The 22281-nt window shown below is 61.5% G+C and carries 19 protein-coding genes; 5 read left to right on the top strand and 14 right to left on the bottom strand.

What is annotated here, in order from left to right:
- The first annotated feature begins 169 nt into the window (after positions 1 to 169).
- Positions 170 to 2341, top strand: coding sequence for a catalase/peroxidase HPI (gene katG / locus ACTIE1_RS14235; RefSeq protein ID WP_439560733.1), 2172 nt, complete (start codon positions 170 to 172; stop codon positions 2339 to 2341).
- Positions 2342 to 2485: 144 nt separating this feature from the next.
- On the opposite strand, the gene mnhG is transcribed toward katG, so the two are convergent.
- From mnhG to mbhE, 7 genes are read right to left on the bottom strand one after another with little or no spacing between them, the layout of a single operon-like run.
- A complete protein-coding gene (mnhG, locus tag ACTIE1_RS14230; RefSeq protein WP_439560734.1) occupies positions 2486 to 2794 on the bottom strand; it encodes a monovalent cation/H(+) antiporter subunit G in 309 nt (102 codons plus the stop codon).
- The gene (locus ACTIE1_RS14225; RefSeq protein ID WP_439560735.1) at positions 2787 to 3122 is read right to left on the bottom strand and encodes a monovalent cation/H+ antiporter complex subunit F; all 336 of its coding nucleotides are present in this window, start codon (positions 3120 to 3122) and stop codon (positions 2787 to 2789) included. The genes mnhG and ACTIE1_RS14225 overlap by 8 nt, the downstream gene beginning before the upstream one ends.
- Positions 3119 to 3598 carry a Na+/H+ antiporter subunit E gene (locus ACTIE1_RS14220; RefSeq protein WP_439560736.1) on the bottom strand — a complete coding sequence of 160 codons (480 nt, stop codon included), beginning with the start codon at positions 3596 to 3598 and terminating at the stop codon, positions 3119 to 3121. The genes ACTIE1_RS14225 and ACTIE1_RS14220 overlap by 4 nt, the downstream gene beginning before the upstream one ends.
- A complete protein-coding gene (locus ACTIE1_RS14215; RefSeq protein WP_439560737.1) occupies positions 3595 to 5097 on the bottom strand; it encodes a Na+/H+ antiporter subunit D in 1503 nt (500 codons plus the stop codon). The genes ACTIE1_RS14220 and ACTIE1_RS14215 overlap by 4 nt, the downstream gene beginning before the upstream one ends.
- A complete protein-coding gene (locus ACTIE1_RS14210; protein ID WP_439560738.1) occupies positions 5094 to 5465 on the bottom strand; it encodes a Na+/H+ antiporter subunit C in 372 nt (123 codons plus the stop codon). The genes ACTIE1_RS14215 and ACTIE1_RS14210 overlap by 4 nt, the downstream gene beginning before the upstream one ends.
- A gap of 3 nt (positions 5466 to 5468) precedes the next feature.
- Entirely contained in the window at positions 5469 to 5891 is a 423-nt protein-coding gene (locus ACTIE1_RS14205; RefSeq protein WP_439560739.1) for an MnhB domain-containing protein, read from the bottom strand.
- The gene (gene mbhE / locus ACTIE1_RS14200; protein WP_439560740.1) at positions 5888 to 8182 is read right to left on the bottom strand and encodes a hydrogen gas-evolving membrane-bound hydrogenase subunit E; all 2295 of its coding nucleotides are present in this window, start codon (positions 8180 to 8182) and stop codon (positions 5888 to 5890) included. The genes ACTIE1_RS14205 and mbhE overlap by 4 nt, the downstream gene beginning before the upstream one ends.
- A gap of 286 nt (positions 8183 to 8468) precedes the next feature.
- Here mbhE and ACTIE1_RS14195 point away from each other — a divergent pair, with 286 nt between their 5' ends.
- Both ACTIE1_RS14195 and ACTIE1_RS14190 read left to right on the top strand, forming a co-directional pair.
- Entirely contained in the window at positions 8469 to 8945 is a 477-nt protein-coding gene (locus ACTIE1_RS14195) for an Lrp/AsnC family transcriptional regulator (protein ID WP_439560741.1), read from the top strand.
- A gap of 428 nt (positions 8946 to 9373) precedes the next feature.
- Positions 9374 to 10864 (top strand): NAD-dependent succinate-semialdehyde dehydrogenase, encoded by a 1491-nt coding sequence (locus tag ACTIE1_RS14190; protein WP_439560742.1) that lies wholly within the window; start codon positions 9374 to 9376, stop codon positions 10862 to 10864.
- 140 nt (positions 10865 to 11004) lie between these two features.
- On the opposite strand, the gene ACTIE1_RS14185 is transcribed toward ACTIE1_RS14190, so the two are convergent.
- A complete protein-coding gene (locus ACTIE1_RS14185) occupies positions 11005 to 12183 on the bottom strand; it encodes an MFS transporter (RefSeq protein WP_439560743.1) in 1179 nt (392 codons plus the stop codon).
- A 152-nt stretch (positions 12184 to 12335) separates the two neighbouring features.
- Here ACTIE1_RS14185 and ACTIE1_RS14180 point away from each other — a divergent pair, with 152 nt between their 5' ends.
- Positions 12336 to 13619 (top strand): DUF2793 domain-containing protein, encoded by a 1284-nt coding sequence (locus tag ACTIE1_RS14180; RefSeq protein WP_439560744.1) that lies wholly within the window; start codon positions 12336 to 12338, stop codon positions 13617 to 13619.
- A 24-nt stretch (positions 13620 to 13643) separates the two neighbouring features.
- Here the strand turns inward: ACTIE1_RS14180 and ACTIE1_RS14175 are convergent, their stop codons facing one another.
- Positions 13644 to 14420 carry a SapC family protein gene (locus tag ACTIE1_RS14175; protein WP_439560745.1) on the bottom strand — a complete coding sequence of 259 codons (777 nt, stop codon included), beginning with the start codon at positions 14418 to 14420 and terminating at the stop codon, positions 13644 to 13646.
- A 196-nt stretch (positions 14421 to 14616) separates the two neighbouring features.
- On the opposite strand from ACTIE1_RS14175, the gene ACTIE1_RS14170 reads away from it, so the two are divergent.
- Positions 14617 to 16620, top strand: a complete 2004-nt coding sequence (locus ACTIE1_RS14170) for a M10 family metallopeptidase C-terminal domain-containing protein (RefSeq protein ID WP_439560746.1) — start codon at positions 14617 to 14619, stop codon at positions 16618 to 16620.
- A gap of 4 nt (positions 16621 to 16624) precedes the next feature.
- On the opposite strand, the gene ACTIE1_RS14165 is transcribed toward ACTIE1_RS14170, so the two are convergent.
- From ACTIE1_RS14165 to ACTIE1_RS14145, 5 genes are all read right to left on the bottom strand, one after another.
- Complete coding sequence (locus tag ACTIE1_RS14165; protein ID WP_439560747.1) at positions 16625 to 17728, bottom strand: pyridoxal phosphate-dependent aminotransferase; 1104 nt, start codon at positions 17726 to 17728, stop codon at positions 16625 to 16627.
- A gap of 45 nt (positions 17729 to 17773) precedes the next feature.
- Positions 17774 to 19303, bottom strand: coding sequence for a cryptochrome/photolyase family protein (locus ACTIE1_RS14160; protein WP_439563455.1), 1530 nt, complete (start codon positions 19301 to 19303; stop codon positions 17774 to 17776).
- Positions 19297 to 19962 (bottom strand): SDR family NAD(P)-dependent oxidoreductase, encoded by a 666-nt coding sequence (locus tag ACTIE1_RS14155; RefSeq protein ID WP_439560749.1) that lies wholly within the window; start codon positions 19960 to 19962, stop codon positions 19297 to 19299. Before ACTIE1_RS14155 ends, ACTIE1_RS14160 begins: the two co-directional genes overlap by 7 nt.
- A 54-nt stretch (positions 19963 to 20016) precedes the next feature.
- Positions 20017 to 20229 carry a DUF2798 domain-containing protein gene (locus ACTIE1_RS14150; protein WP_439560750.1) on the bottom strand — a complete coding sequence of 71 codons (213 nt, stop codon included), beginning with the start codon at positions 20227 to 20229 and terminating at the stop codon, positions 20017 to 20019.
- An 85-nt stretch (positions 20230 to 20314) separates the two neighbouring features.
- The coding region (locus ACTIE1_RS14145) for an isoleucine--tRNA ligase (RefSeq protein WP_439563454.1) at positions 20315 to 22281 on the bottom strand (1967 nt) is incomplete at its 5' end.

Genomic DNA, 22281 nt, shown 5'->3' with positions numbered 1-22281 from the left:
CCCGGATCAAAATCAGGAAATCTGATCGCACTTATAAGAAAATGCAAGTTCTACTTATGGAACTGCCATGCTATCACCCGCATCAGACGGATGGGAATCACGGTGTCCCGCGCAAGCAAACGCCCCCTTCCAGACAGCCAATTCAAATAGCAATCTCAGGAGTTATGACATGGATGGAAACGACACCCCCCAAAGCGGCAAATGCCCGGTAATGCACGGCGCGATCACCGAAACCGGCAGTTCTGTCATGGATTGGTGGCCCAAAGCGTTGAATCTGGACATCCTGCACCAGCATGACAGCAAATCGAACCCGATTGGCAGCGTAAACTACCGCGAGGAAGTCAAATCGCTGGATTTTGACGCGCTGAAAAAAGACCTGTTCGCCCTGATGACCGACAGTCAGGACTGGTGGCCCGCAGATTGGGGCCATTATGGTGGTCTGATGATCCGCATGTCATGGCACGCGGCAGGCACCTACCGTATTCAGGACGGTCGCGGCGGTGCAGGCACCGGCAACCACCGTTTTGCGCCGCTGAACAGCTGGCCCGACAATGCCAATCTGGACAAGGCCCGCCGCCTGCTGTGGCCCATCAAGAAGAAATACGGAAACAAACTCAGCTGGGCCGACCTGATGGTTCTGGCGGGCACTGTGGCCTATGAATCCATGGGGCTGAAAACCTTTGGCTTCGCCTTTGGCCGCGAAGATATCTGGCATCCGGAAAAAGACATTTACTGGGGTGCGGAACGCGAATGGCTGGCGCCCAGTGATGAACGCTACGGCGATGTTGCCAACCCCGCCACCATGGAAAACCCGCTGGCCGCTGTCCAGATGGGCCTGATCTATGTGAACCCCGAAGGCGTGAACGGCCAGCCCGATCCGCTGAAAACCGCTGCACAAGTGCGCGAAACCTTCGCCCGTATGGCCATGAATGACGAAGAGACCGTTGCCCTGACCGTGGGCGGCCACACTGTCGGCAAATGCCACGGCAATGGCCGCGCCGAAGATCTGGGTCCGGAACCCGAAGCGGCAGATGTATTCGAGCAGGGCCTTGGCTGGAACAACCACAAGGGCCGCGGCGTTGGTCGTGATTCCGTGACATCGGGCATTGAAGGTGCATGGACCACCCACCCCACCAAATGGGACAACGGCTATCTGCACCTGCTGCTGAACTATGAATGGGAACTGAAGAAATCGCCTGCCGGTGCATGGCAGTGGGAACCAATCGACATCAAGGAAGAAGACAAGCCTGTCGATGTGGAAGACCCCTCGATCCGTCTGAACCCGATCATGACGGACGCGGATATGGGCATCAAGATGGACCCCGTCTACCGCGAGATTGCAGAGCGTTTCTACAACAACCCCGACCAGCTGGATGACGCGTTTGCGCGCGCATGGTTCAAACTGACCCACCGCGACATGGGGCCAAAAGAACGCTATATCGGTCCGGAAGCCCCGAGTGAGGAATTGATCTGGCAAGATCCGGTTCCTGCTGGCAACACCAGCTATGATGTGGCCGCCGTCAAGGCGAAGATCGCCGCCAGCGGCCTAAGCATCAGCGACATGGTTGCCACCGCATGGGACAGCGCACGCACCTTCCGCGGGTCGGACCTGCGCGGGGGCGCAAATGGCGCACGCATCCGTCTGGCCCCGCAGAAAGATTGGGCAGGCAATGAACCCGACCGTCTGGCACGTGTTCTGGCGGCGCTGGAACCGATTGCGGCAGACACCGGCGCAAGCATTGCCGATGTGATCGTTCTGGCGGGCAATTACGGTGTTGAACAGGCGGCCAAGGCCGCAGGCTTCGACATTGAAGTGCCGTTTGCCCCCGGTCGTGGCGATGCCACGGACGAGATGACGGACGCAGACTCCTTCAAGTATCTGGAACCGCTGGCCGACGGGTTCCGCAACTGGGTCAAGAAGGACTATGTTGTCACACCCGAAGAAATGCTGCTGGACCGTGCGCAACTGATGGGGCTGACCGCGCCTGAAATGACCTGCCTGCTGGGCGGTATGCGCGTAATCGGCACCAATCACGGCGGCACCAAGCACGGTGTATTCACCGACCGCGAAGGCGCATTGACCAATGATTTCTTCGTCAACCTGACCGACATGGCGTTCAAATGGGACCCCAAAGGCAGCAATCTGTATGCGATTGTGGACCGCAAGACCGGCGCGGAAAAATTCACCGCGACGCGTGTTGATCTGGTCTTCGGGTCGAACTCGGTGCTGCGCTCCTATGCGGAAGTCTATGCGCAAGACGACAATCAGGAAAAGTTTGTCCATGATTTCGTCGCTGCATGGACCAAGGTCATGAATGCAGACCGCTTCGATCTGGCCTAAGCCGGATACAGATACGCATCAGACATGATGCGTATCAAAATTAAACCCGTGCAGCATGTGCTGCACGGGTTTTTTTGTGTCCTTACGCCTATCCGGCCCGTCTGTTCCGGCAGCCTCGGGCAATGTATGACGTAAGTGTAAGGCTTATTCCTTCGCCGCCTGCGCACCGTCGCGCTTGACGCTGGTGCGCGCATAGGCCCTGCCGATCATATGCGCCGCAATCGGTGCGGTCAGCAACAAGAAGAACACGGTAGCCAGAACCTTGCTGGTTCCTGCCACCGTGCCGATCTCGATCGCCAGCGCCGCCAGAATCAGCAAACTGCCCAATGTCCCCGCCTTGGTCGAGGCATGCATCCGCGTCAGCAAATCGGGCAGGCGCACAATGCCAATTGCCGCAATCAGCACAAAGGCCCCGCCGCCCAGAATAAGAAGCGCCTTCAGGATATCAATCATCACTGCCCCCTTTCGTCCGGCCGGGTTCCGCATCAGGTGTCTTCTTCTCGCGGTCGAAATAGCGTTCGGCATAGCGGGCAAGTGCCACAGTGGCCAGAAACCCCACCAGCGCCACAACAATCGCCACATCCAGCAGCGAGGGGTCCTCAATCGAAATGGCATACAGGGCACAGAATGCGATTATGGTGATATTCATCATATCCAGCGCGACCACACGGTCGGCCAGTGTCGGCCCGACCGCCAGCCGGATGAAGGCCACGGCCAGCCCCAGCAGGATCAGTCCAAGGCCGATCTGGATTGACAGATCAAGAAACTCAGCGGCGCTCATTTCTCAAATACCTCCGCGACCATGCGTTCCATGCCGTTCTTCAACTCGGCCACCAATGCGTCAGGATCATCCGCAAACATGGCATGCACCATCAATGTGCTGCGATCTTGAGTGACATCCACACTCAGCGTGCCCGGCGTCAGTGAAATCAGATTGGTGACCAGCAAAATCTCGATATCGGATTTCACGCTTAGCGGCATTTCAATGATGGCAGGCTTGTTCTTGGGAAAGGGGCGGATGACGTCCCATGCCACCCGCACGGAGGACAGCAGCAATTCCCAGAAAAAATACAGCATCAGCCGCACAACACGGTAGCTGCGCAGGAAATACAGCCGGTCAATCCCCGTCAGCGGCGCGGACAGCCACAGGGCAAAGAAGCCCAGCACCGCCCCCGTGGCCAGCGTTCCCAACCCGAATGACCCCGTCATCGCGGCCCAGGCAAAGGCCAGCAGCAGGTTTATCAGAAAACCGTTCATCTTTGCGCCCCCAGAACTGTGGTGACATAATCGCTTGGGTCCAGCAACTGCGTGGCAGCCGTTTCGGCAAATTGCACGAAGGGTTCGGGGAAAAGCCCGATCAGCACTGTCATTGTCGCAAGCCCGATGATGGGCAGCATCATGGGCACGCGGATATGCGCAGGCACACGCGCAGGAACAGGCTCAATCCCGTCAGGATGCGGCTTCCAGAAGGCCATGCCCCAGATTTTCGTCATCGAGAAAATCGTCAACAGACCCACGAACAGCGCGATAAAGGCAATGAACCACGCCTCCAGCTCGATCGAGGCCTTGACGATCAGGTATTTCGCCCAGAACCCGGACAAGGGCGGAAACCCTGCCAGCGAGAATGCGGGAACAATGAACAGCGCCGCCAGAAACGGCGATGATTTGTAAAGCCCGCCAATCCGGTTCAGGTCGGTGGACCCCGTCAGCTTATAGGCGACCCCCGATACCAGAAACAGGTTCGCTTTCACGATGATGTGGTGCACCAGATAGAACACGCCCCCCATCAGCGCCAGCGGCGTATAAAGCGCCAGTCCCAGCGTCATGTAACCGATCTGGCTGATGATGTGAAAAGACAGGATCTTGCGGAAATCGGTCTGCGCGGCCGCGCCCAGCACCCCTGTCAACATCGTCAACAGCGACACCCAGATCAGGATTTCATGCGTGAACCCGATATCGCCCACAAAAACCAGCGTGAACATGCGCATCATCGCATAGACGCCCACTTTGGTCAGCAGGCCCGCAAATACCGCAGACACGGCAAAGGATGGCGTGTGATAGGAAGCAGGCAGCCAGAAGAACAACGGGAACACGCCCGCCTTCACCCCGAAGCCGACCATGAACATCATCGCAATCACTGTGATCAGCGTCTGGTCCTCGGCATTGGCCACAGCGTCGCGCAGATCGGCCATGTTCAGCGTGCCGGTCACACCATACAGCAACCCGATGCCCGACAGGAAAATCAGTGTCGAGACAAGGTTCAGCGCCACATATTTGATACCAGCATCCAGCTGTTCGCGCGTGCCACCCAGAACCAGCAGCCCGAAGGATGAAATCAGCATCACCTCGAACCAGACATACAGGTTGAACAGGTCGCCCGTCAGAAACGCGCCTGTCACGCCCGCAATCAGGGTCTGGAACAGCGCGTGATAACCCAGCCGCTCCAGCCGTTCGGGAATTTCACCCAAGGCATAAATGGCGGTTGCAAGGCCGGTAATCGCCGTGATGACGACCATCACAACGCCCAGATAATCGGCCACCAGCGTAATACCGAACGGGGCATCCCAGTTGGACATCTGCGCGGCAATCACGCCTTCATCCAGCACCGCAACCAGCAGCGCGATGGACGCGACCAGCGACAGAACGGACCCCGTCAGCGAAATCCACCGCCCGCTGGGGGCGCGGCGCATAAGATAGGCCAGAACCGCCGTTGCAAAGGGAACGGCGATGGGCATGACCAGAAGCCAGCTTGTCATTTCTTGTCCTCGTCGGCATCTTTTGGTTCGGCAATGCGCATTTTGTCCGTATCCATCGTGCGCAACCGGCGATAGGTTTCAAAGGCCAGCGCAAGCGTGAAGGCCAGCAGGCCGAAGCCAATAACAATAGCGGTCAGAACCAGCGCCTGCGGCAGGGCGTTGCCCACCACACCCGCCGGTGTGTCCGACCCGTAAGGCACCAATGCGGGCGCACCTTTGGTCATGCGCCCTGATGCGAAAATCACCAGATTGGCGGCATTGGACAACAGGATCAGCCCGAACAGGAACCTCATGAAATTGCGTGCCAGCATCAGATAGACCGATGCCGCGACCAGCACGCCGACGATAAGGGCGGTCAGTGCTTCCATGGTTCAGGTCTCCTCCTCGAAAGCATAGGCGATGGACAGGATGGACCCCAGAACCACCAGATACACACCAATATCGAACACCAGAACCGTATTCAGCGAAAAGATCGACGTCTCGTAGCTGTCGCCGCCCACCCAGTACCACTGGCCAGTAAAGAAGGGCTGGCCAAAGAAAAACGCCACAAACCCCGCAACCAACGCAATTCCAAGGCCCACGGCGGCAATCCCTTCGGGGCTTGCGCGCAGGGCGGCTTTTGCCTCGGCGGGGCCGCAGGCCAGCGAATAGACGATGAAGGCCACCGCCCCCAACAGCCCGCCAATAAACCCGCCGCCGGGCAGGTGGTGGCCGCGCAACAACATGAACAGCGAGAAGATGAACAGCAGCGCAACCAGAATACGCGCGCCGGCGCTGAAGATGATGGAATTCATCCGCGATCCTCCTTTGTGGCGGCAGGCGTATCGTCTTGGGACCGCTTCGCGCCCCCTTTCAGCAACGCAAACGCCCCCAGCGCCGCAACGATCACAACGGCAATCTCGCCGAAGGTGTCAAGCGTGCGGAAATCCACCAGAATAACATTGACGATGTTGCGCCCGAATGCCTCGGTCCAGGATGACGCCTCGAAGAAATCCGTCAGGCGCCGGTCAAAGGGCAGGTTTGTGACACGCAGCAAAACCCATGTTGTCACCCCGCCCACCAGCACCGAAAGCCCCAGATCGAACGGGCGGTGCGTTTGCGTGCCGGTGCGGTCCAGATGCGGCATTTTCAACAAGGCGACCGCCAGCAGAACCACGACCAGCAATTCCACCAGAATTTGCGTGATCGCCACATCAGGCGCGGAATAGGCAATAAAGATCAGCGCAACGCCAATCCCCACAACGCCAAGCCCCACCAGCGCGGCAATCCGTGATGATGTCAGCACCACAAGGACAGTCCCCGCAATAATCAGCGCCGCAATCCCCCATTCCACGAAACCGATGCCTGCGAAATCCAGCACCGGCGCGGCAGCAGGCCGCAGGATCAGGGTCGCCAGAACGGTCAGCGCGAAGACTGCGAAGGTCACGAACATGTAATGCCGCAACACACCTGTCTGGATAAGGCGGGTCTGGCCCTTGGCAACAGCCATGAACCGGTCCAGCAGCACATCCCAGCTTGCGTCCATATCAATAGCGCGCGCTTCCATATCGGCCAGCATGGCACGCAGGCGGGCATGCACCTTATACAGCACAAACCCCAGCGCGAATGTCAGCACACTCAGCAACAGCGGCAGGTTGAACCCCGCCCACAGTTTCAGCCGCCCGCCCACATCCGGCGCGCCCATAACCGCAGCCACCGCAGGTTCCACCAGATAATACGCCGTGACACCGGGCAACAAACCCGCCAGCAGGCCAATGACCGCCAGCGTAACAGGCCCCAGAACCATGGCCCAAGGCCCCTCATGTGGGGTGCGCGGCAAATCCCCTTGCGGGCCGAAAAACGGCTTCCATGCCACAATCAGCGCGACTGCGAACATCAACGCGAATGCGGCCATGCCCATCACCACCACAAACCAGCTTATCGCCATGGTCAGCGCACCGGCATAGGCGACTTCCTTGGCGATGAAGCCCAGAAACGGCGGAATGCCCGCCATAGCCAGCCCCGACAACCCGGCCGCAACGGCAGTGACCGGCATGGCCCGCGCCAGCCCGCCCAGAACATTGGCGTCCCGCGTGCCGGTTTCATGGTCGATAATCCCGATAACCAGAAACAGCCCCGCCTTGTACAGCGAATGCACCAGCAGGAATGTCATCGCTGCCGTAATCGCATAGCCCGACGATCCGGCCAAAAACATGACCAGCGTGCCAAGGGCCATCAGCGTGGTATAGGCCAGCGTCTGTTTCAGGTCGGTCTGGCGCAGCGCCATGAAGGACGCAAACACCGCCGTCACCGCCCCGAAAATGGTCAGCGTATAGACCCAGACATCACTGCCCGACAGGCTGGGATGCATCCGCGCCAGCAGGTAGACACCCGCCTTCACCATCGTGGCCGAATGCAGATAGGCCGAAACCGGCGTGGGCGCGGCCATGGCATTGGGCAACCAGAAATGAAACGGCACCTGCGCCGATTTGGTGAACGCGCCCAGCAGGACCAGAACCAGAATACCCAAGTAGATGGGGTGTTCGGCCATGCTGCCCGCCGCGTTCAACTGCGACAACTCGAACGTGCCTTGCGTGATCCCGATCAGGATGAACCCCGCCAGCAGCGCCAGCCCCCCCGCCGCCGTCAGCAGCAGCGCCTGCAACGCATTGCGCCGCGACTTGGGGTCGGTATGCGAAAACCCGATCAACAGATAGGAGGTGAAGGTCGTCAACTCCCAGAACACAAACAATGCGATCAGGTTGTCGGCCAGCACCAGACCCAGCATCGACAGCATGAAGCTGAACAAATACAGGGCGAAACGGTTATATTGCGGATGCCCTGCAAGATAACGGGCGGCATACAGCATCACCAGCGTGCCGATCCCCGTGATCAGCAGTGCAAACATCAGGCTTAGCCCGTCCAGCCAGAAGGACAGGCGCACTTGCAGGCTGGGGATCCAGTCCCACACCCATTGCACCGCGCCATCGCGTGGCACGACAGGCAAATACTGAAGGAAAAACAGGAAAAGTGCGGCAGTCAATGCCACTGTGATCATGCCCGCCGGGGTCACCCAGGGCGCGTTCGGGTCGGAAGGCTCTGCCATCTGCTCGGTCGACTCCTGATTGGCACTCGAATTCAAAAAAGCTATCGCGGTCAGGCCGGCGCATCGCTGTCCGAACCGCTTCAGCGCGCGTTGTTTCACATTTTGCGCCAAATTTCGCAACGCAAATCGGTCAGAAATTTTCAGTTTCGGCACCGATAGCGCCGGATGATCCCGAAAATACGCTGAAAATATGGGCAGCCGCGCGGCCGGTTCTCAAGCAGGGCCTACCCTGCGGCCATTGCTTGCGCGCTCTTGACAAGGCGCCCCCCCTCTCGATGATGGCGCCATGCGCAGCCCTGCCCTTGATGACCGTGATATCGCCATTTTGTCCATCCTTTCACGCGAAGGGCGGATCACGAAGGCCGAACTGGCGCGGCGTGTCAACTTGTCGCCGACACCGTGCTGGGAACGCCTGAAGCGCCTGCAAGAGGCGGGGCTTATCCGTGGCTACCGAGCCGAAATCGCGCTAGGCCGAATCGCACCGCATGTCGTCATTTTCGTGACCATCGAACTGGACAGCCATAAATCCGAAGATTTCCAGCGTTTTGAACGCGCGGTATCCACATTGGATGAAATCACCGATTGCTGGTCACTCGGCGGGGGGTTTGATTACCTGCTGAAAGTGACCACCCCCGATATTGCCGCCTATCAGGTGCTGATGGACGGGTTGCTGGAACGGCGCGCAGGTGTGAAACGGTATTTCACTTATATCGTCACCAAAAACGTCAAGGACGCCCCGTTGCCCTTGCATATTCTGCTGTAGCGTTTTGCGGATTGGCAGCCACCGCAAGGCGGATTGAATTGGCCTGTTGCGGCCATTGGGTATTGCCCCAAGGTGCGGAATCAAGGCCGCAGGCCGCCGCACCATCGGCGGGCCGTCCCGCGGCCTGCCGATTGCCCTGATGGCAGGCCAAGCCTTTTAAGTCAGGCGTATGCAGCCGGCATAAAGTGCATTCCTTGAGTGTCGGATCGGCAGCCCCCGGCCCACCGATGGCGCGGGCTTTATCCAAGTGCGAAAGGCAGCTTCAGGCCATTCGCCCGCCCGCAGATCACCCAAACCACCAGACGGATCATCGCAGAAACAGCCCGAATTCAGAACATTCCCCTGCCGCGCGCCGGATAGCGGCAACGATTCGTCTGGCAGCGCCGCGTTACGCTGGGCCATCACCTCATCTGACCAAAGGACCAAACATGACGCGCCCCAAACGCACCCCCGACGCGCCACAATCCCCCACGCTGTCGTCACAACTGGCCGATCCCTCCTTGCTGCGTACCGACGCCTATATCGCCGGATGGCGCGGCGCGGCAGCAGAATTTGCCGTCACCAACCCCGCAACCGGCCTGACCTGCGCGCATGTGGCGCGCATGCGCGCCCCCGATGCGCATGCCGCCGTCGATGCCGCGCATGCGGCCTTTGTGGACTGGTCCACCGCCCTGCCCCAGACGCGCAGCGCCGCCCTGCGCCGCTGGTTCGACCTGATCAACGACAACCGCGAGGATCTGGCCCTGATCATGGTCGCCGAGCAGGGAAAACCCCTGTCCGAGGCACGCGGCGAAATCGAGTATGGCGCGGGCTTCGTGGAATTTTACGCCGAAGAAGCCAAGCGCCCCGACATTCGCGGCGTCACCTCGCACCTGCCCGACGCGGAAGTCGAACTCTGGCGCGAACCGGTTGGCGTTGCAGCCCTTGTCACACCGTGGAATTTCCCCTGCGCCATGGTCACGCGCAAGGCCGCAGCCGCACTGGCTGCGGGCTGCACCTGCGTGGTGCATCCGTCTGCGGAAACGCCACTATCCGCACTGGCACTGGCCGTTCTCGCCGAACGCGCGGGCATTCCTGCGGGCGTGCTGAATGTGGTGCCGGGCGATGCGCCCGAAATCGTGGGCACATGGACGCAGGACACCCGCGTGCGCGCACTGTCCTTCACCGGCTCCACCGAAGTGGGGCGGCTTCTCTATCGTCAATCCGCCGACACCATCAAACGGCTGGTGCTGGAACTGGGCGGACATGCGCCCTTCATCGTCTTCGCCGATGCCGATCTGGACCGCGCCGTGGCCGAAGCGGTCAAGGCCAAATTCGCCACCACCGGACAGGATTGTCTGGGCGCCAACCGCTTTCTGGTGCAGCGCCCCGTTTATGACGAGTTCTGCACCCGCTTCGCCGCCGCCATCGGCAAACTGACACTTGGCCCGGGCATGGAGGATTGCGACCTCGGCCCCCTGATGCATGAACGCGCGGTCGCCAAACAGGAATCCCATGTCGCAGATGCGATGGCGCGCGGCGCACGCTGCCTTGCGGGCGGCGCGCGCGATGCCCAAGGGCCGCTATACTACAAACCCACCCTTCTGGTCGATGTCCCCACAGATGCCAGCATCATGCATGAAGAAACCTTTGGCCCTGTTGCGGCTGTGGCCCCTTTTGACACGGAATCCTGCGCCATCACCCGCGCCAATGCCACCGAATTCGGGCTTGTGGCCTATGTCCACACGCTTGACCCGCGCCGCATCTACCGCATGACGCGCGCGCTGCAATTCGGCATGGTCGCGGTCAACCGCACCAAGGTCACCGGCGCACCGATTCCCTTCGGCGGCATGAAACAATCCGGTCTGGGTCGCGAAGGCGCCCGCTGGGGAATGGAGGCGTTTACCGAAATCAAATATGTCTGCCGCGACTGGGGCTGATCCCCAACACTGCGCCTTTCATTCTGGCCCAAATATCCACCGGGGTTTCTTAAGGGGGGCGTGCCCCCCTAAGGCAGGGGGTTTGGGGGGCAGCCGCCCCCCAAGCCACGCTCAAGGCAACCACCCTATGGGCAGAAACCTCAATCCGTGCGGTCCTTGGCGAAGGCAAAAATCGCACAGCCCGCCAGCAGGAACAGCGCGAAGAACAAAAACACCGCCTGATAGGCCGCCTCGGGGGGGACAGGGGACGCTGCCGAATGCATCCGCCCGCTCAGCATTTGCAGCACCCCCACCCCGCCAATGGAAAACAGGTTCAGCAACGTCACGCCCCGCCCCATCAGATGCGGCGGAAAGAAACTGCGCCCATGCGCCATCATCAACGGGAATGACGCGCCAAACAGGCCGATTGCCGCCAGCATCAGCGCACTGGTCCAGAACCCCGGCACCGGCACCAGCCACAAGACCAGCAGACACAGCCCGCCCAGCGTATTGCCCGCCAGAATAACCCATTTGCGCGTGCCCAGCAGCCTGTCCAGCGGCCCATAGGCGAAATTGCCCACAATCATCGCGCAGGCCATCAGAAGCGTGATCTGTCCCACCTGTGTGGCGCTTGCGCCGTAAACATCGGTGAAATACGGCCCTGCCCATAACCCGCGCAATCCCGCCGCAGGCGCATAATTCACCGCTAGCAGTGGCAGGATCACCCAAAGCGCGGGGATCTTCAGCAAATCCAGCAAACTGCCCTTCGCGCCTTCGGGCGCCATGGCCGCAGGCGGGTCCTGGATAACCCGCCACAACACGCCCGAGATCAGCGCCGTGCCAGCCGCCAGTGCCAGCAGGGTTTCGCGCCAGCCGAACGCCTCGGCGGCCCAGGCCAGCGGCAATGCGCCCAGAATATTGCCAAGACTGCCAAACCCGATCACGGCCCCCGCCAGTGTGGCAAAGATTGCAGGCGGATACATGCGCGCAAAAATGTAATAGGACGCCATCAGCACAGGCGCACAGCCCACCCCCAGCAGCACCATCGCAACATGCACATGCATCGCGTTTTGCGCCAGCCCGAAGACCAGCGCGCCGCCTGTGCCGCCGATCCCCAGAATCAACGCCGTGCTGCGGCGCGGCCCGAAACTGTCCAGCGCCCAGCCGACCGGCAGCTGCATCAGCGCGAAGGCCAGAAACCACAGCCCCGAAGACAGTGCCAGATCATCCGCATTCACGCCGATATCGCTTTGCAACATGCCTGCCAGCACGGCCAGAAAGGACCGGTAGAACTGGCTGAGCAAATAGCCGATCACCAGAAAGAAAAGGCCAATTTTCATGCGCAGCGCCCGATTCTTGTGCAAAACGTGAACATGCTTATTGAACCTGTGAAACATTTGCAATCCAAGAAGGCGCCGCACGCAGTGCTCGGCGGGTGTTAAGCTGTCCGCGCTATGGTCAGGCCACATTCATGTCAAAAAGGTCTGTGCAGATGCCAACACTTCCCGAAACCTCGGCCAGACTGGCCATGCCCTATATCCAGCCTGCGCAGGCGCAAAAGCATGTCACCCATAACGAGGCCCTGCGCGTGCTGGATGTGGTCGTGCAATTGTCGCTTGCCAGCCGCACGCTGAATGCGCCCCCGCTGATTGCGCAGAATGGCAGTTGCTATCTGGTGCCTGCCGCTGCGGGGGGCGATTGGGTGGGACAGGCGGGCCGGATTGCCCTGCGCGACAATGATGCATGGGATTTTCTGACCCCGCGCACGGGCTGGCTGGCCATGGTGCTGGACGAAGACCGGCTGCTGTTTTTTGACGGCGCGGACTGGCGCGTGCCGGACATATTGCCGGACATTATCGACCGGCTGGGCATTCAGACCAGTGCCGATGCCACCAACCGGCTGGCGGTGTCAGGCGATGCAAGCCTGTTCACCCATGACGGCAGCGACCACCAGATGAAGATCAACAAGGCCGGCGTTGCGCAGACGGCAAGCCTGTTGTTCCAGTCCGCCTTCTCGGGGCGGGCCGAAATGGGGTTGGCGGGCCATGATGATTTCACCATCAAGACCAGCGCCGATGGTGCCACATGGCTGGACGCGCTGCGGATTGATGCGGGCAGTGGTCTGGCCAGTGGCGCGGCTGCGACACAATCCGCGCAAGACAGCACTGTGGGGCGGCTGCTGAAAGTGGGCGACAGTGCGGGGTTGCTTGCGGCCTCGCCAATGCTGCGCGTGGCGGCGGGGGGCAGTGCCAATGCCCTGACCCTGACCAGCGGCGCAGATTTTCCCGCGCCCCTGCCCGACGGGCTGGAAGTGCGGTTTCGCGCCGCGGCCAGCAATACAGCCGCCGCCACATTGACGCTGGATTCAGGCAGCACGCTGCCCTGCGTCACCGTGACAGGCGCGGCCCTGCCTGCGGGGTATATCCGCACGGATACCGACACGCAGGCCCGTCATCAGGGCGGGCAGTGGGTTCTGTCGCGTGCCGCTGAAACCGGCAGCACGGCGCAAGGGCGGTTTGAACGGCTGGAAAACGGCATTCTGCGCGTCTGGGCCTTGCGCAGCACCCAAAGCGACAGCGCGCCCACAAACTGGGACTTTCCCGCAAGTTTCGCTGTGCTGGACCATGTCGGCGCAACAGCACAAGGGGCGGGCTTTCATGCTGCGACTGTCGGTTCGACCACAGGTTCCGCCTGCCAGTTCGATGCATGGACCGCCACAGGCGCGCGCGCAAATGGCGTGGATGTCGCACTTCTGGCCACGGGGACATGGTATTGACGCGCCCGCGCCCGCGCCCGCCCGTCACGCCCGATCGCGCCGCGCCATATCCTGTGAAACCGCCGCCATGAACGCCTGTACGCCGGTGCCGCCGCAATCGGGCACTGTGGCCGCATGCATGGCTGCCGCTTCGGCGCGCATCAGAACCCCTGTATGATGCAAGGAGATACGATGCGCATAGGCCAGATCCAGCGCGCCGCTGCGATGCATGCGCGCAAGCTGCGTCCGGCCCAGCCGCGCCAATGCGCCCTGATCCACCCCCCAGCCCCCTGCAAGCGGCGTGCCTGCCGCAAACGCATGCAACACGCCTGCGTCTTGCAGATCGCACGCGGCGCGGCGCGTCCGCGCTTCTGCGGTCACGCGGGCGTCCAGCACCCCGCGCAGGCGGGCGACAGCCGCGCTTGGCCTGCCATCGGGCGCAAAGACCGGCCCGCCCTGCCCCGCTGCGTGCGGGGCCAGCAATCCGCTACCCTCATCCACCAGCAAGGGGGCCGTTTCCCCATCTTGCACTGGCCCCCCAAGCGCGAAGGGATACACCCGCAGCAATTCCGGCACATAGCTGCCACGCCACGCCCCGTTCGGTGCGACAAAGGCCGAGATTGCGTTCGCTGACAATCGCAACACGGCCACGGGCATGCCATCCTCGCCAAATATCAGGGGCATATTGGCCGCGCATGGATGGATTTCATCCAGCGTCACCGGAACCTGACGAAAGGCATGCGCGAAGGCAAACCCCTGCGGGTTGCGCCAATGCCATGCCCCATGGCGCGCATGGGTCACGCGCACCCAATCCCCCGTCATGCTATTGTGGCCAGTTACCCGCATGCACGGACCCTATCGCAACAGGCTGAACAAAAGCTGAATGCCGCTTTGCCGCCTGTCCTTGTTAAGAATTGGCGAAAATCAAACGCAAAAGCCACTTTTCCGCCCCGTTTGAACCCCTGTCGGCGCGCGCATCCCGTGCAGACTGGATGCGGGTGAATATAACGGGTGGTCCATGTGGCTTCGGGTGCAAGGGCGCAATGCGACGGGTCAAGCCGCGCTTGATATCGGCATTGATGCCATCGAGATCGTGCAGACATCGCAGGGTGTCTTTGCCATTACCAATTCGCGCGCTTTTGGCGGGCTGGTCAGCTATGCGCTGGGTGCGGACGGCCTAAGCCTTCAGGATTCGGTCCTGTTCCATTCAGGAATCAACCGCACGGCCGCGCCTGCGGTTGTCATCAACCAGCTGGACGGGTTTTTGCAGGCCGGTGTCGTCCTGAGCACGACCCATATGATCGGCTACCGTATTTTTGAGGACGGCAGTTTCGGCAACCGCCGCTGGACCGAGGTTGACGCGCTGGAGGCCATGTTCACGGATCCCGTGGCGCAGACTGCGCTGGCCGAATTGGGCGACGGGCAGGTCGTGCCGGCCACAGGTGCGGCAGGCTGGCAGACCGGCACCCTGAGCTATGCGGTGCATCAGGGGGGTGTTCTTGCATTGGGGCGCTACGAGCCTGTGGTCTACAGCTATACGTCCACATCGTGGGGCGGGTTGGTGCCCGCGGTGGAATTCGGGCCAGAGGACGGGCTGTGGATTCATGCCCCCACCGCCATGGAGGTGTTTTCCGCCTATGGCCAGACTTGGGCCGTGGTATCTGCATCGGGCACCCATTCCCTGACAGTCTTGCAGCTTGGCCCCGATGGCGGGCTTATGGTCACCGATCATGTGATGGACACCGGAAACACCCGTTTCGCCAATGTTCAGGCGGTCACTGTTGCGCAAGCGGGTGATCGGGTTCTGGTTGTGGCCGGTGGCAGCGATTTCGGGATCACCCTGTTCACCCTGCTGCCCGACGGCAGGCTGGTCTGGATGCAATCACTGGAGGATACACCCCTTACAGGGCTGGACAGCATTTCGGCGCTGCAATCGGTGGTTATTGGCGACCAGTTGCTGATCCTTGCAGGCAGTTCCAAGGATGCGGGGATCACCAGTTTCAACCTGCCATTGTCCCAGTTGGGCGCCGTGGTGGCAGGGTCCGGCGCGCAGGCTGAAACAGTGTCGGGAACGCCGCAGGACGATATCCTGATTGCCGCAAGGTCCGGCGACCACCTGCAAGGTGGGGCGGGGCATGATATTCTGGTGGCAGGCCTGGGTGTCACGGTCATGACTGGCGGGTCTGGTGCCGATACATTCGTGATGCACCCACACCAGACCCTTGCGCAGATCACCGATTTCGCGCGCGGCACCGACCGGCTGGACCTGTCGGCATGGCCCATGCTGCGCGACCCTGCGCAGTTGCAATTCATGCAAACCGCTAACGGGGCAACGCTGTCCTATCGCGATGCGCAGGTGCAGATCACTGCCCATGATGGACAGCCGCTGACGTTATGGGACATATTTCCCGGCGGGCGTTTTGCGACCCCCGACAGGATGGCCAGTCTGGACCATATGTCGGGCGTGTCGGATGGCGGCGGCCAGCCGCCGGACCCGCCGCCCGCCTTTGCAATCACAAACCGCAGCGGGGACGGTCTTGGCGGCCTGCGCCTGCTGGTGCGCGACGCCGACACAGGCGCGCAACTGCATGAACTGGAAACCGATGCGCAGGGCAGCTTCACCCTGCCCCCGCCCGCAGCCCCCGCCCTGCTGGCAGTCGACCACACCCCGCCACCACACGCGGGGCCGGTCACGGCGGCAGATGCGACCGATATCTTGCGCATGGCCATCGGGTTGGAACCGGCATTTGCCAATGATAGCCCGCTGCGCATGGGCGATCTTGTGGCGGCCGATGTGAACGGGGATGGCCGGATTACGATTCGCGATGCGCTGGACGCGCTTCGAATATCGATGGGCCTGCGCGCGCAACCCGATACGATTTTTCTGGCCGAGGATTTTGCCAACGCCCCCGCCGACGCCACCCAGCCCCTGCCCGCAACCCAGCCCGATTTGCCTTATGGCACCGGACTGGTGGCTATCTGGCGCGGCGATATGGATGACAGCGCGCTTTGGTCGTTATGATCCCTCAGCCGCACGCCTTCAGCGCCAGCGGCAGGGTGCGGGCAAAAACCTGCAAATCGGCTTCTGGCGCGGCACTGACGCGGATGCAACGGTCCATGGGTGCGACGAAGGGCATACGCACAAACACATCGCGCGCCATCAATTCGCGCAACACCGCGCGCGCATAATCACCGTCGCGCCCGCAATCCATGGTGACGAAATTCGTGGCCGATGGCAGTGCATGCAACCCGTTATCGGCGGCGATCTGGCCCAGACGCGCGCGCGCCACGCCAAGCTGTGTGCGCACCTGCGCCAGCCAGTCCTGATCGTGCAACGCCGCCAGGGCCCCCGCCTGCGCAATGCGCCCCATGCCGAAATGGTTGCGAATCCGGTCGAACATGGCGATCAGCGGGGCCGCGCCAATCGCATAGCCCACCCGCAGACCGGCCAGCCCATACAGCTTGGAGAAGGTGCGCATACGGATAACGCGCATGTCACCGGCGTCCAGCGCGGGCGCGGTTCCGTCGGGGGCTGCGTCAACATAGGCCTCATCAAGCACCATCAGCGTGCCATCGGGCACAGCGTCAATCATGCGCTGGACAATGCGCGCGGAATGCCAGCTGCCCATCGGGTTGTCGGGATTGCAGAAATACAGAAGTTTCGCGCCAACCTCTTCGGCGCGGGTCAGCAGGGCAGCGGGGTCTTGATGGTCATCGCGGTAAGGCACCTTGTGCAGCACGCCCCCGAACCCCGCCACATGGTAGTTGAAGGTCGGATAGGCCCCGTCCGAGGTGACAACCGGATCGCCCTTGTCCACCATGATGCGCACCAACAGGCCCAACAACCCGTCGATCCCTTCGCCAATGATAATGTTTTCAGCCCCGACACCGTGATACGCGGCCAGCGCGTGGCGCAGGTCATGGCATTCGCTGTCGCCATACATCCAGACATCGGCGGCGGTGGCCTGCATTGCGGCCACGGCGTGCGGGGACGGGCCAAAGCCGCTTTCATTGGCCCCCAGCCGCGCCGCAAAGGGGCGGCCTGCGGCGCGGATATGCGCCTCTGGCCCGACAAAGGGGACAGTGGCGGGAAGCGATTTCAGCAACTCGGTATAGCGTGGTTCATTCATGGGACTAGGGATAGGCGAGCGGCTGCCCTACGGCAAGGGCCAAGATCAGATGATCTGCCCCTCCTTCATGCGGCTTAGAAACGCGCCTGCATCGGCAAGCACCTGCTGGCAATGCGCGTCATCCATGCGGTCCCATGTGCGGTACATCTGTGCCATACGCGGGTTCCTGGCAAAGCGGTCGCGGTGGCGGTCCAGAAAATGCCAGTACAGCAGGTTGAACGGACAGGCCAGCGCGCCGGTCTTGTCCTTGACCTTGTAATGGCAGGATCTGCAGTAATCCGACATTCTGTCGATATAGGCGCCCGAACTGACATAGGGTTTTGACCCGACCACGCCCCCGTCGGCAAATTGCGACATGCCAAGGGTATTGGGGGCCTCGACCCATTCATAGGCATCGGCATAGACGGCCAGATACCATTCATGCACCTGCGCGGGGTCCACACCTGCCAGCAGTGCAAAATTGCCCGTCACCATCAGCCGCTGGATATGATGCGCATAGGCCAGATCACGCGTCTGGCCCACGGCATGGGACAGGCAGTTCATGCGCGTGGCCCCGCCCCAATACAGCGCGGGCAGATCGCGGGTGTGATCCAGCGCGTTGCGCTGCGTATAGTCCGGCCCTTCAAGAAAATAGATACCGCGGATAAATTCCCGCCAGCCGATGATCTGGCGAATGAACCCTTCGACCGAATTCAGCGGCGCATGGCCGCACTTATAGGCCGCTTCGGCGCGCTGGCACACCTCCAGCGGGTGCAAAAGCCCTGCATTCAGATACAGCCCGATCACGGCATGATACAGATACGGGTCATCCGACAGCATCGCATCCTGATAGGTGCCGAAATCCGGCAAGGCATGGGTGATGAAATGATCCAGCACGCGCAAGGCCCCTGCCCTGTCGGTGTGAAATGTGAACGGGCGCAACTGCCCGAAATTATCCGCAAAGCGCGCTTCCACCAGATCCAGCACCTCCTCCACAATCGGGTCGGACGGTGCTGCGGGCGGGGACTGGCGAAACAGATCATCGCCCTTGGCAGGTTTGCGGTTGTCATGGTCGAAATTCCACTTGCCCCCCTCCGGCTGGTCACCATCCATCAACAGCCCCGTCTTGCGGCGCATCTCGCGGTAGAAATATTCCATGCGCAGCGCTTTGCGCCCCTGCGCCCATTTGGAAAATTCGTCATTGCTGCACAGAAAACGGGTATCGGGCAGCAGGGTCACATGCAGCGGCATGTCCTGCAACGCCTGTATCAGCCGCCATTCACCGGGCTGCGTGGCCAGCACCTGATCCGCACCAAACTCCTGCGCGCGGCGCAGCAGTTCCGCCGGAGTGGACCCTGCGTTTTCCCCGTCATCCAGCCGCGTATAGGTGACGGTCCAACCCTCCTTGCGCAACGCCTGCGCGAATTTGCGCATCGCGGCGAAGATGAAGGCGATTTTCTTGGGGTGATGGGGGACATAGCCCGCCTCGGTGCCCACTTCGGCCATGACCACCACATCGCGCGTCTTGTCGGCCTGTTGCAAGGCCGAAAGCGTGTCGGATAACTGGTCGCCCAGCACCAGAACCAGTTTCACCATGGCACTGGCTTTCGTGCATAATCGAAGAACTGGCCTGTATCGGCGGGCGTCAGGCTGTCCATGACGTCAAGCAAACGCTGTGCGGCGTGATCGGGGGCAACAGCGGGATGACGGCCAAGGTATTTTTCCGTGAACGGCGTGGCAACAGTGCCCGGATGCAGCGCCACGCAGGCCGCCTGCGGATGGGTGCGCGCCAATTCGATCGCGGCGCCGCGAATAATCTGGTTCAGCGCGGATTTGGCGGCGCGGTAACTGTGCCAGCCGCCCGCGCGATTGTCCCCGATGGACCCCACACGCGCCGACAGCGCGGCCATGACCGCAGGTTCGTCGCGCGGCAGCAGGGCCAGCGCGTGTTTCATCACCAATGCAGGCCCGATTGCGTTCAGGGCAAATTGCGCGGCCATGGCAGCAGGGTCCAGCTGTTTCAGCGCCTTTTCTGGGCGATGGCCGTCTATTTCCAGCGCGCCGGTTGCGATGACAATGCGCTGGAAACTGCCGGACACTGCGCCCAGATGGCGGGCCACCGCCCCCTCATCCGTGATGTCCAGCCCGTCGCGGCTGCGCGACAGGGCAGTGACGCGCCAGCCCTGCGCCTGCAACGCATGGACCAGCGCGCCGCCAATCCCCCCCGATGCCCCGATAACCAATGCCCGTTTCATGGCCTGCGTCCCGTGTTGCCTTCGGGGTCGCAGATAGGGCGGCGCGCGGTCAAGTCACGCCCTGACCAGCGTTTCGGCCCATTTGCGCGCAACCGGCCCCACCAGCACCGCCAGCGGCACGGCAATAACCCATGCCACCGCCCATGCATAGAACCACCGCGCCGCAAAACCGGCGTCAAGGCCGGTATTCACGAAGGTGATGAAGCCCGACATGATGACGGACATCATAGTTCCCATCAGCAGGCCCGTGACGATACGCAGTTTCATGTGATCCCTTTCCTTGATGCCAGACACAATCATGTATGCGAATGTGTCTGACTTCAAGGGGCGGGCGCAGTCTCACATGTGCATTTCAGCCCAGTGCGGTGTTACACCGTGCACAGGTGCCGGGGTGTTTGTGGCTGCCCACGTCAGGGCTGATCTTCCAGCAGCGCTGGCATTTCTGCCCGTCCGCGCGCTCGAACACCACACCGACCCCTTCAACCTCGGGCATGCGGAATGCCTCGGCCGGAATGGGGTCCGGCGTCAGTGACAGATTTGACGTGATGCAGATATCGGCAAAATCCACCGATTTCAGCGCCGCCATGACCGCCTCATCGCGCACATGCACCACAGGGGCCGCTTCCAGTGACGCGCCGATCACCTTGTCACGGCGCTGGATTTCCAGTGCCGCCGTGACTGCGCGACGCGCGGCGCGAATGCCCGCCCATTTCTGCGCCAGCGGTTCATTGCGCCAGTCTGCGGGCGTGTCGGGGAAATCCTGCAAATGCACCGATGCATCATCTGCGGGGAATCGCGACAACCACACATCTTCCATGGTGAACACCAGCACAGGGGCCAGCCATGTGGTCAGGCGGTGGAACAGGATATCCAGCACGCTGCGCGCAGCACGGCGGCGGGGGCTGTCAGGCGCGTCGCAATACAGCGTATCCTTGCGGATATCGAAGTAGAACGCCGACAGGTCCGTGGTCGCAAAGGTAAACAGCTTCTGGAACACGCCCTGAAAATCATAGGCGGCATAGCCCTTGCGCACCTCGATATCCAGTTCGGCCAACCGGTGCAGAACCCATTGCTCCAGTTCCGGCATATCTGCGGGGTTCACGCGCTCTGCATCATCGAACCCGTCCAGATTGCCCAGCATGAAGCGCATGGTGTTGCGCAACCGGCGGTAACTGTCGGCCACGCCCTTCAGGATTTCGCGGCCGATGCGCAGATCGGCGGTGTAGTCGCTTTGCGCGACCCACAGGCGCAGGATATCCGCGCCATATTCGTCGATCACTTCTTGCGGGGCCACGGTATTGCCCAGCGATTTGGACATTTTCATGCCCTTCTCATCCAGTGTGAACCCGTGCGTCAGCACCCCGTGATAGGGCGCGCGCCCCTTGGTGGCGCAGGCTTGCAGCATGGAGGAATGGAACCAGCCGCGGTGCTGGTCGGTCCCTTCCAGATACAGGTCCGCAATCCCGTCCGCCGCGCCATCCTCGCGGTCGCGCAGAACAAACGCATGGGTGGATCCGGAATCGAACCACACATCCAGCACATCGAACACTTGTGTATAGGCGTCAGGGTCGTGCAACCCGTCCAGCATGCGCGCCTTGAACCCGTCGGTATACCAGATATCCGCGCCATGTTCTTCAAACGCGGCCTTGATACGGGCGTTGACAGTGGCATCGCGCAGCAGGAAATCCGCATCATCCGGTTTCGCGCCGGTTTTGACAAAACAGGTCAGCGGCACGCCCCATGCGCGTTGACGCGACAGCACCCAGTCGGGCCGCGCTTCAATCATGGAATACAGGCGGTTGCGGCCGGTTTGCGGCGTCCATTGCACCAGCCGGTCGATGGATTCCAGCGCGCGGGCGCGGATGGTGTCGCCATGGCTGTTCATCCCGTCATCAAGCGGCTTGTCGATGGCCGCGAACCATTGCGCGGTGTTGCGATAGATCAGCGGCGCTTTCGACCGCCAGCTATGCGGGTAGGAATGGCGCAGCTTGCCCTTGGCGAACAGCGCGCCCGCATAGGCAAGCTGCTTGATCACGGCCACATTCGCGCCGCCTTCCTTGCCATCGGGCTTGATGATGACTTCGCCCCCGAACAGCGGTAAAGTGGGGCGGTAGCTGCCATCTTCCAGAACGTTATAGGTCATGGGCAGGCCATGTTTCAGCCCGATCTGATAGTCGTCATCGCCATGGCTGGGGGCGGTATGGACAAACCCTGTGCCCGCGTCATCGGTGACATGGTCGCCGCGCAGCAGCGGCACGTCAAAGTTCCAGTTGTTGCCATCGTCCTTGCTGCCTTCGACAAGGCCACGGAAGGGGTGGG

Source organism: Roseinatronobacter sp. (assembly GCF_051859525.1).
Classification (GTDB): domain Bacteria; phylum Pseudomonadota; class Alphaproteobacteria; order Rhodobacterales; family Rhodobacteraceae; genus Roseinatronobacter.
The sequence above is the reverse complement of the archived record's forward strand: the minus strand, read 5'-3'. Positions and strand labels throughout refer to the sequence as shown.

What these genes read in the sequence shown, in the direction of transcription:
- mbhE (WP_439560740.1), bottom strand. Translation starts at nt 8,182, where the DNA reads ATGGCAGAGCCTTCCGACCCGAACGCGCCCTGGGTGACCCCGGCGGGC.
- ACTIE1_RS14175 (WP_439560745.1), bottom strand. Translation starts at nt 14,420, where the DNA reads ATGACGGGGGATTGGGTGCGCGTGACCCATGCGCGCCATGGGGCATGG.
- mnhG (WP_439560734.1), bottom strand. Translation starts at nt 2,794, where the DNA reads ATGATTGATATCCTGAAGGCGCTTCTTATTCTGGGCGGCGGGGCCTTT.
- ACTIE1_RS14160 (WP_439563455.1), bottom strand. Translation starts at nt 19,303, where the DNA reads ATGGTGAAACTGGTTCTGGTGCTGGGCGACCAGTTATCCGACACGCTT.
- ACTIE1_RS14150 (WP_439560750.1), bottom strand. Translation starts at nt 20,229, where the DNA reads ATGAAACTGCGTATCGTCACGGGCCTGCTGATGGGAACTATGATGTCC.
- ACTIE1_RS14205 (WP_439560739.1), bottom strand. Translation starts at nt 5,891, where the DNA reads ATGAATTCCATCATCTTCAGCGCCGGCGCGCGTATTCTGGTTGCGCTG.
- katG (WP_439560733.1), top strand. Translation starts at nt 170, where the DNA reads ATGGATGGAAACGACACCCCCCAAAGCGGCAAATGCCCGGTAATGCAC.
- ACTIE1_RS14195 (WP_439560741.1), top strand. Translation starts at nt 8,469, where the DNA reads ATGCGCAGCCCTGCCCTTGATGACCGTGATATCGCCATTTTGTCCATC.
- ACTIE1_RS14215 (WP_439560737.1), bottom strand. Translation starts at nt 5,097, where the DNA reads ATGACAAGCTGGCTTCTGGTCATGCCCATCGCCGTTCCCTTTGCAACG.
- ACTIE1_RS14225 (WP_439560735.1), bottom strand. Translation starts at nt 3,122, where the DNA reads ATGAGCGCCGCTGAGTTTCTTGATCTGTCAATCCAGATCGGCCTTGGA.
- ACTIE1_RS14185 (WP_439560743.1), bottom strand. Translation starts at nt 12,183, where the DNA reads ATGAAAATTGGCCTTTTCTTTCTGGTGATCGGCTATTTGCTCAGCCAG.
- ACTIE1_RS14170 (WP_439560746.1), top strand. Translation starts at nt 14,617, where the DNA reads ATGTGGCTTCGGGTGCAAGGGCGCAATGCGACGGGTCAAGCCGCGCTT.
- ACTIE1_RS14210 (WP_439560738.1), bottom strand. Translation starts at nt 5,465, where the DNA reads ATGGAAGCACTGACCGCCCTTATCGTCGGCGTGCTGGTCGCGGCATCG.
- ACTIE1_RS14180 (WP_439560744.1), top strand. Translation starts at nt 12,336, where the DNA reads ATGCCAACACTTCCCGAAACCTCGGCCAGACTGGCCATGCCCTATATC.
- ACTIE1_RS14155 (WP_439560749.1), bottom strand. Translation starts at nt 19,962, where the DNA reads ATGAAACGGGCATTGGTTATCGGGGCATCGGGGGGGATTGGCGGCGCG.
- ACTIE1_RS14220 (WP_439560736.1), bottom strand. Translation starts at nt 3,598, where the DNA reads ATGAACGGTTTTCTGATAAACCTGCTGCTGGCCTTTGCCTGGGCCGCG.
- ACTIE1_RS14165 (WP_439560747.1), bottom strand. Translation starts at nt 17,728, where the DNA reads ATGAATGAACCACGCTATACCGAGTTGCTGAAATCGCTTCCCGCCACT.
- ACTIE1_RS14190 (WP_439560742.1), top strand. Translation starts at nt 9,374, where the DNA reads ATGACGCGCCCCAAACGCACCCCCGACGCGCCACAATCCCCCACGCTG.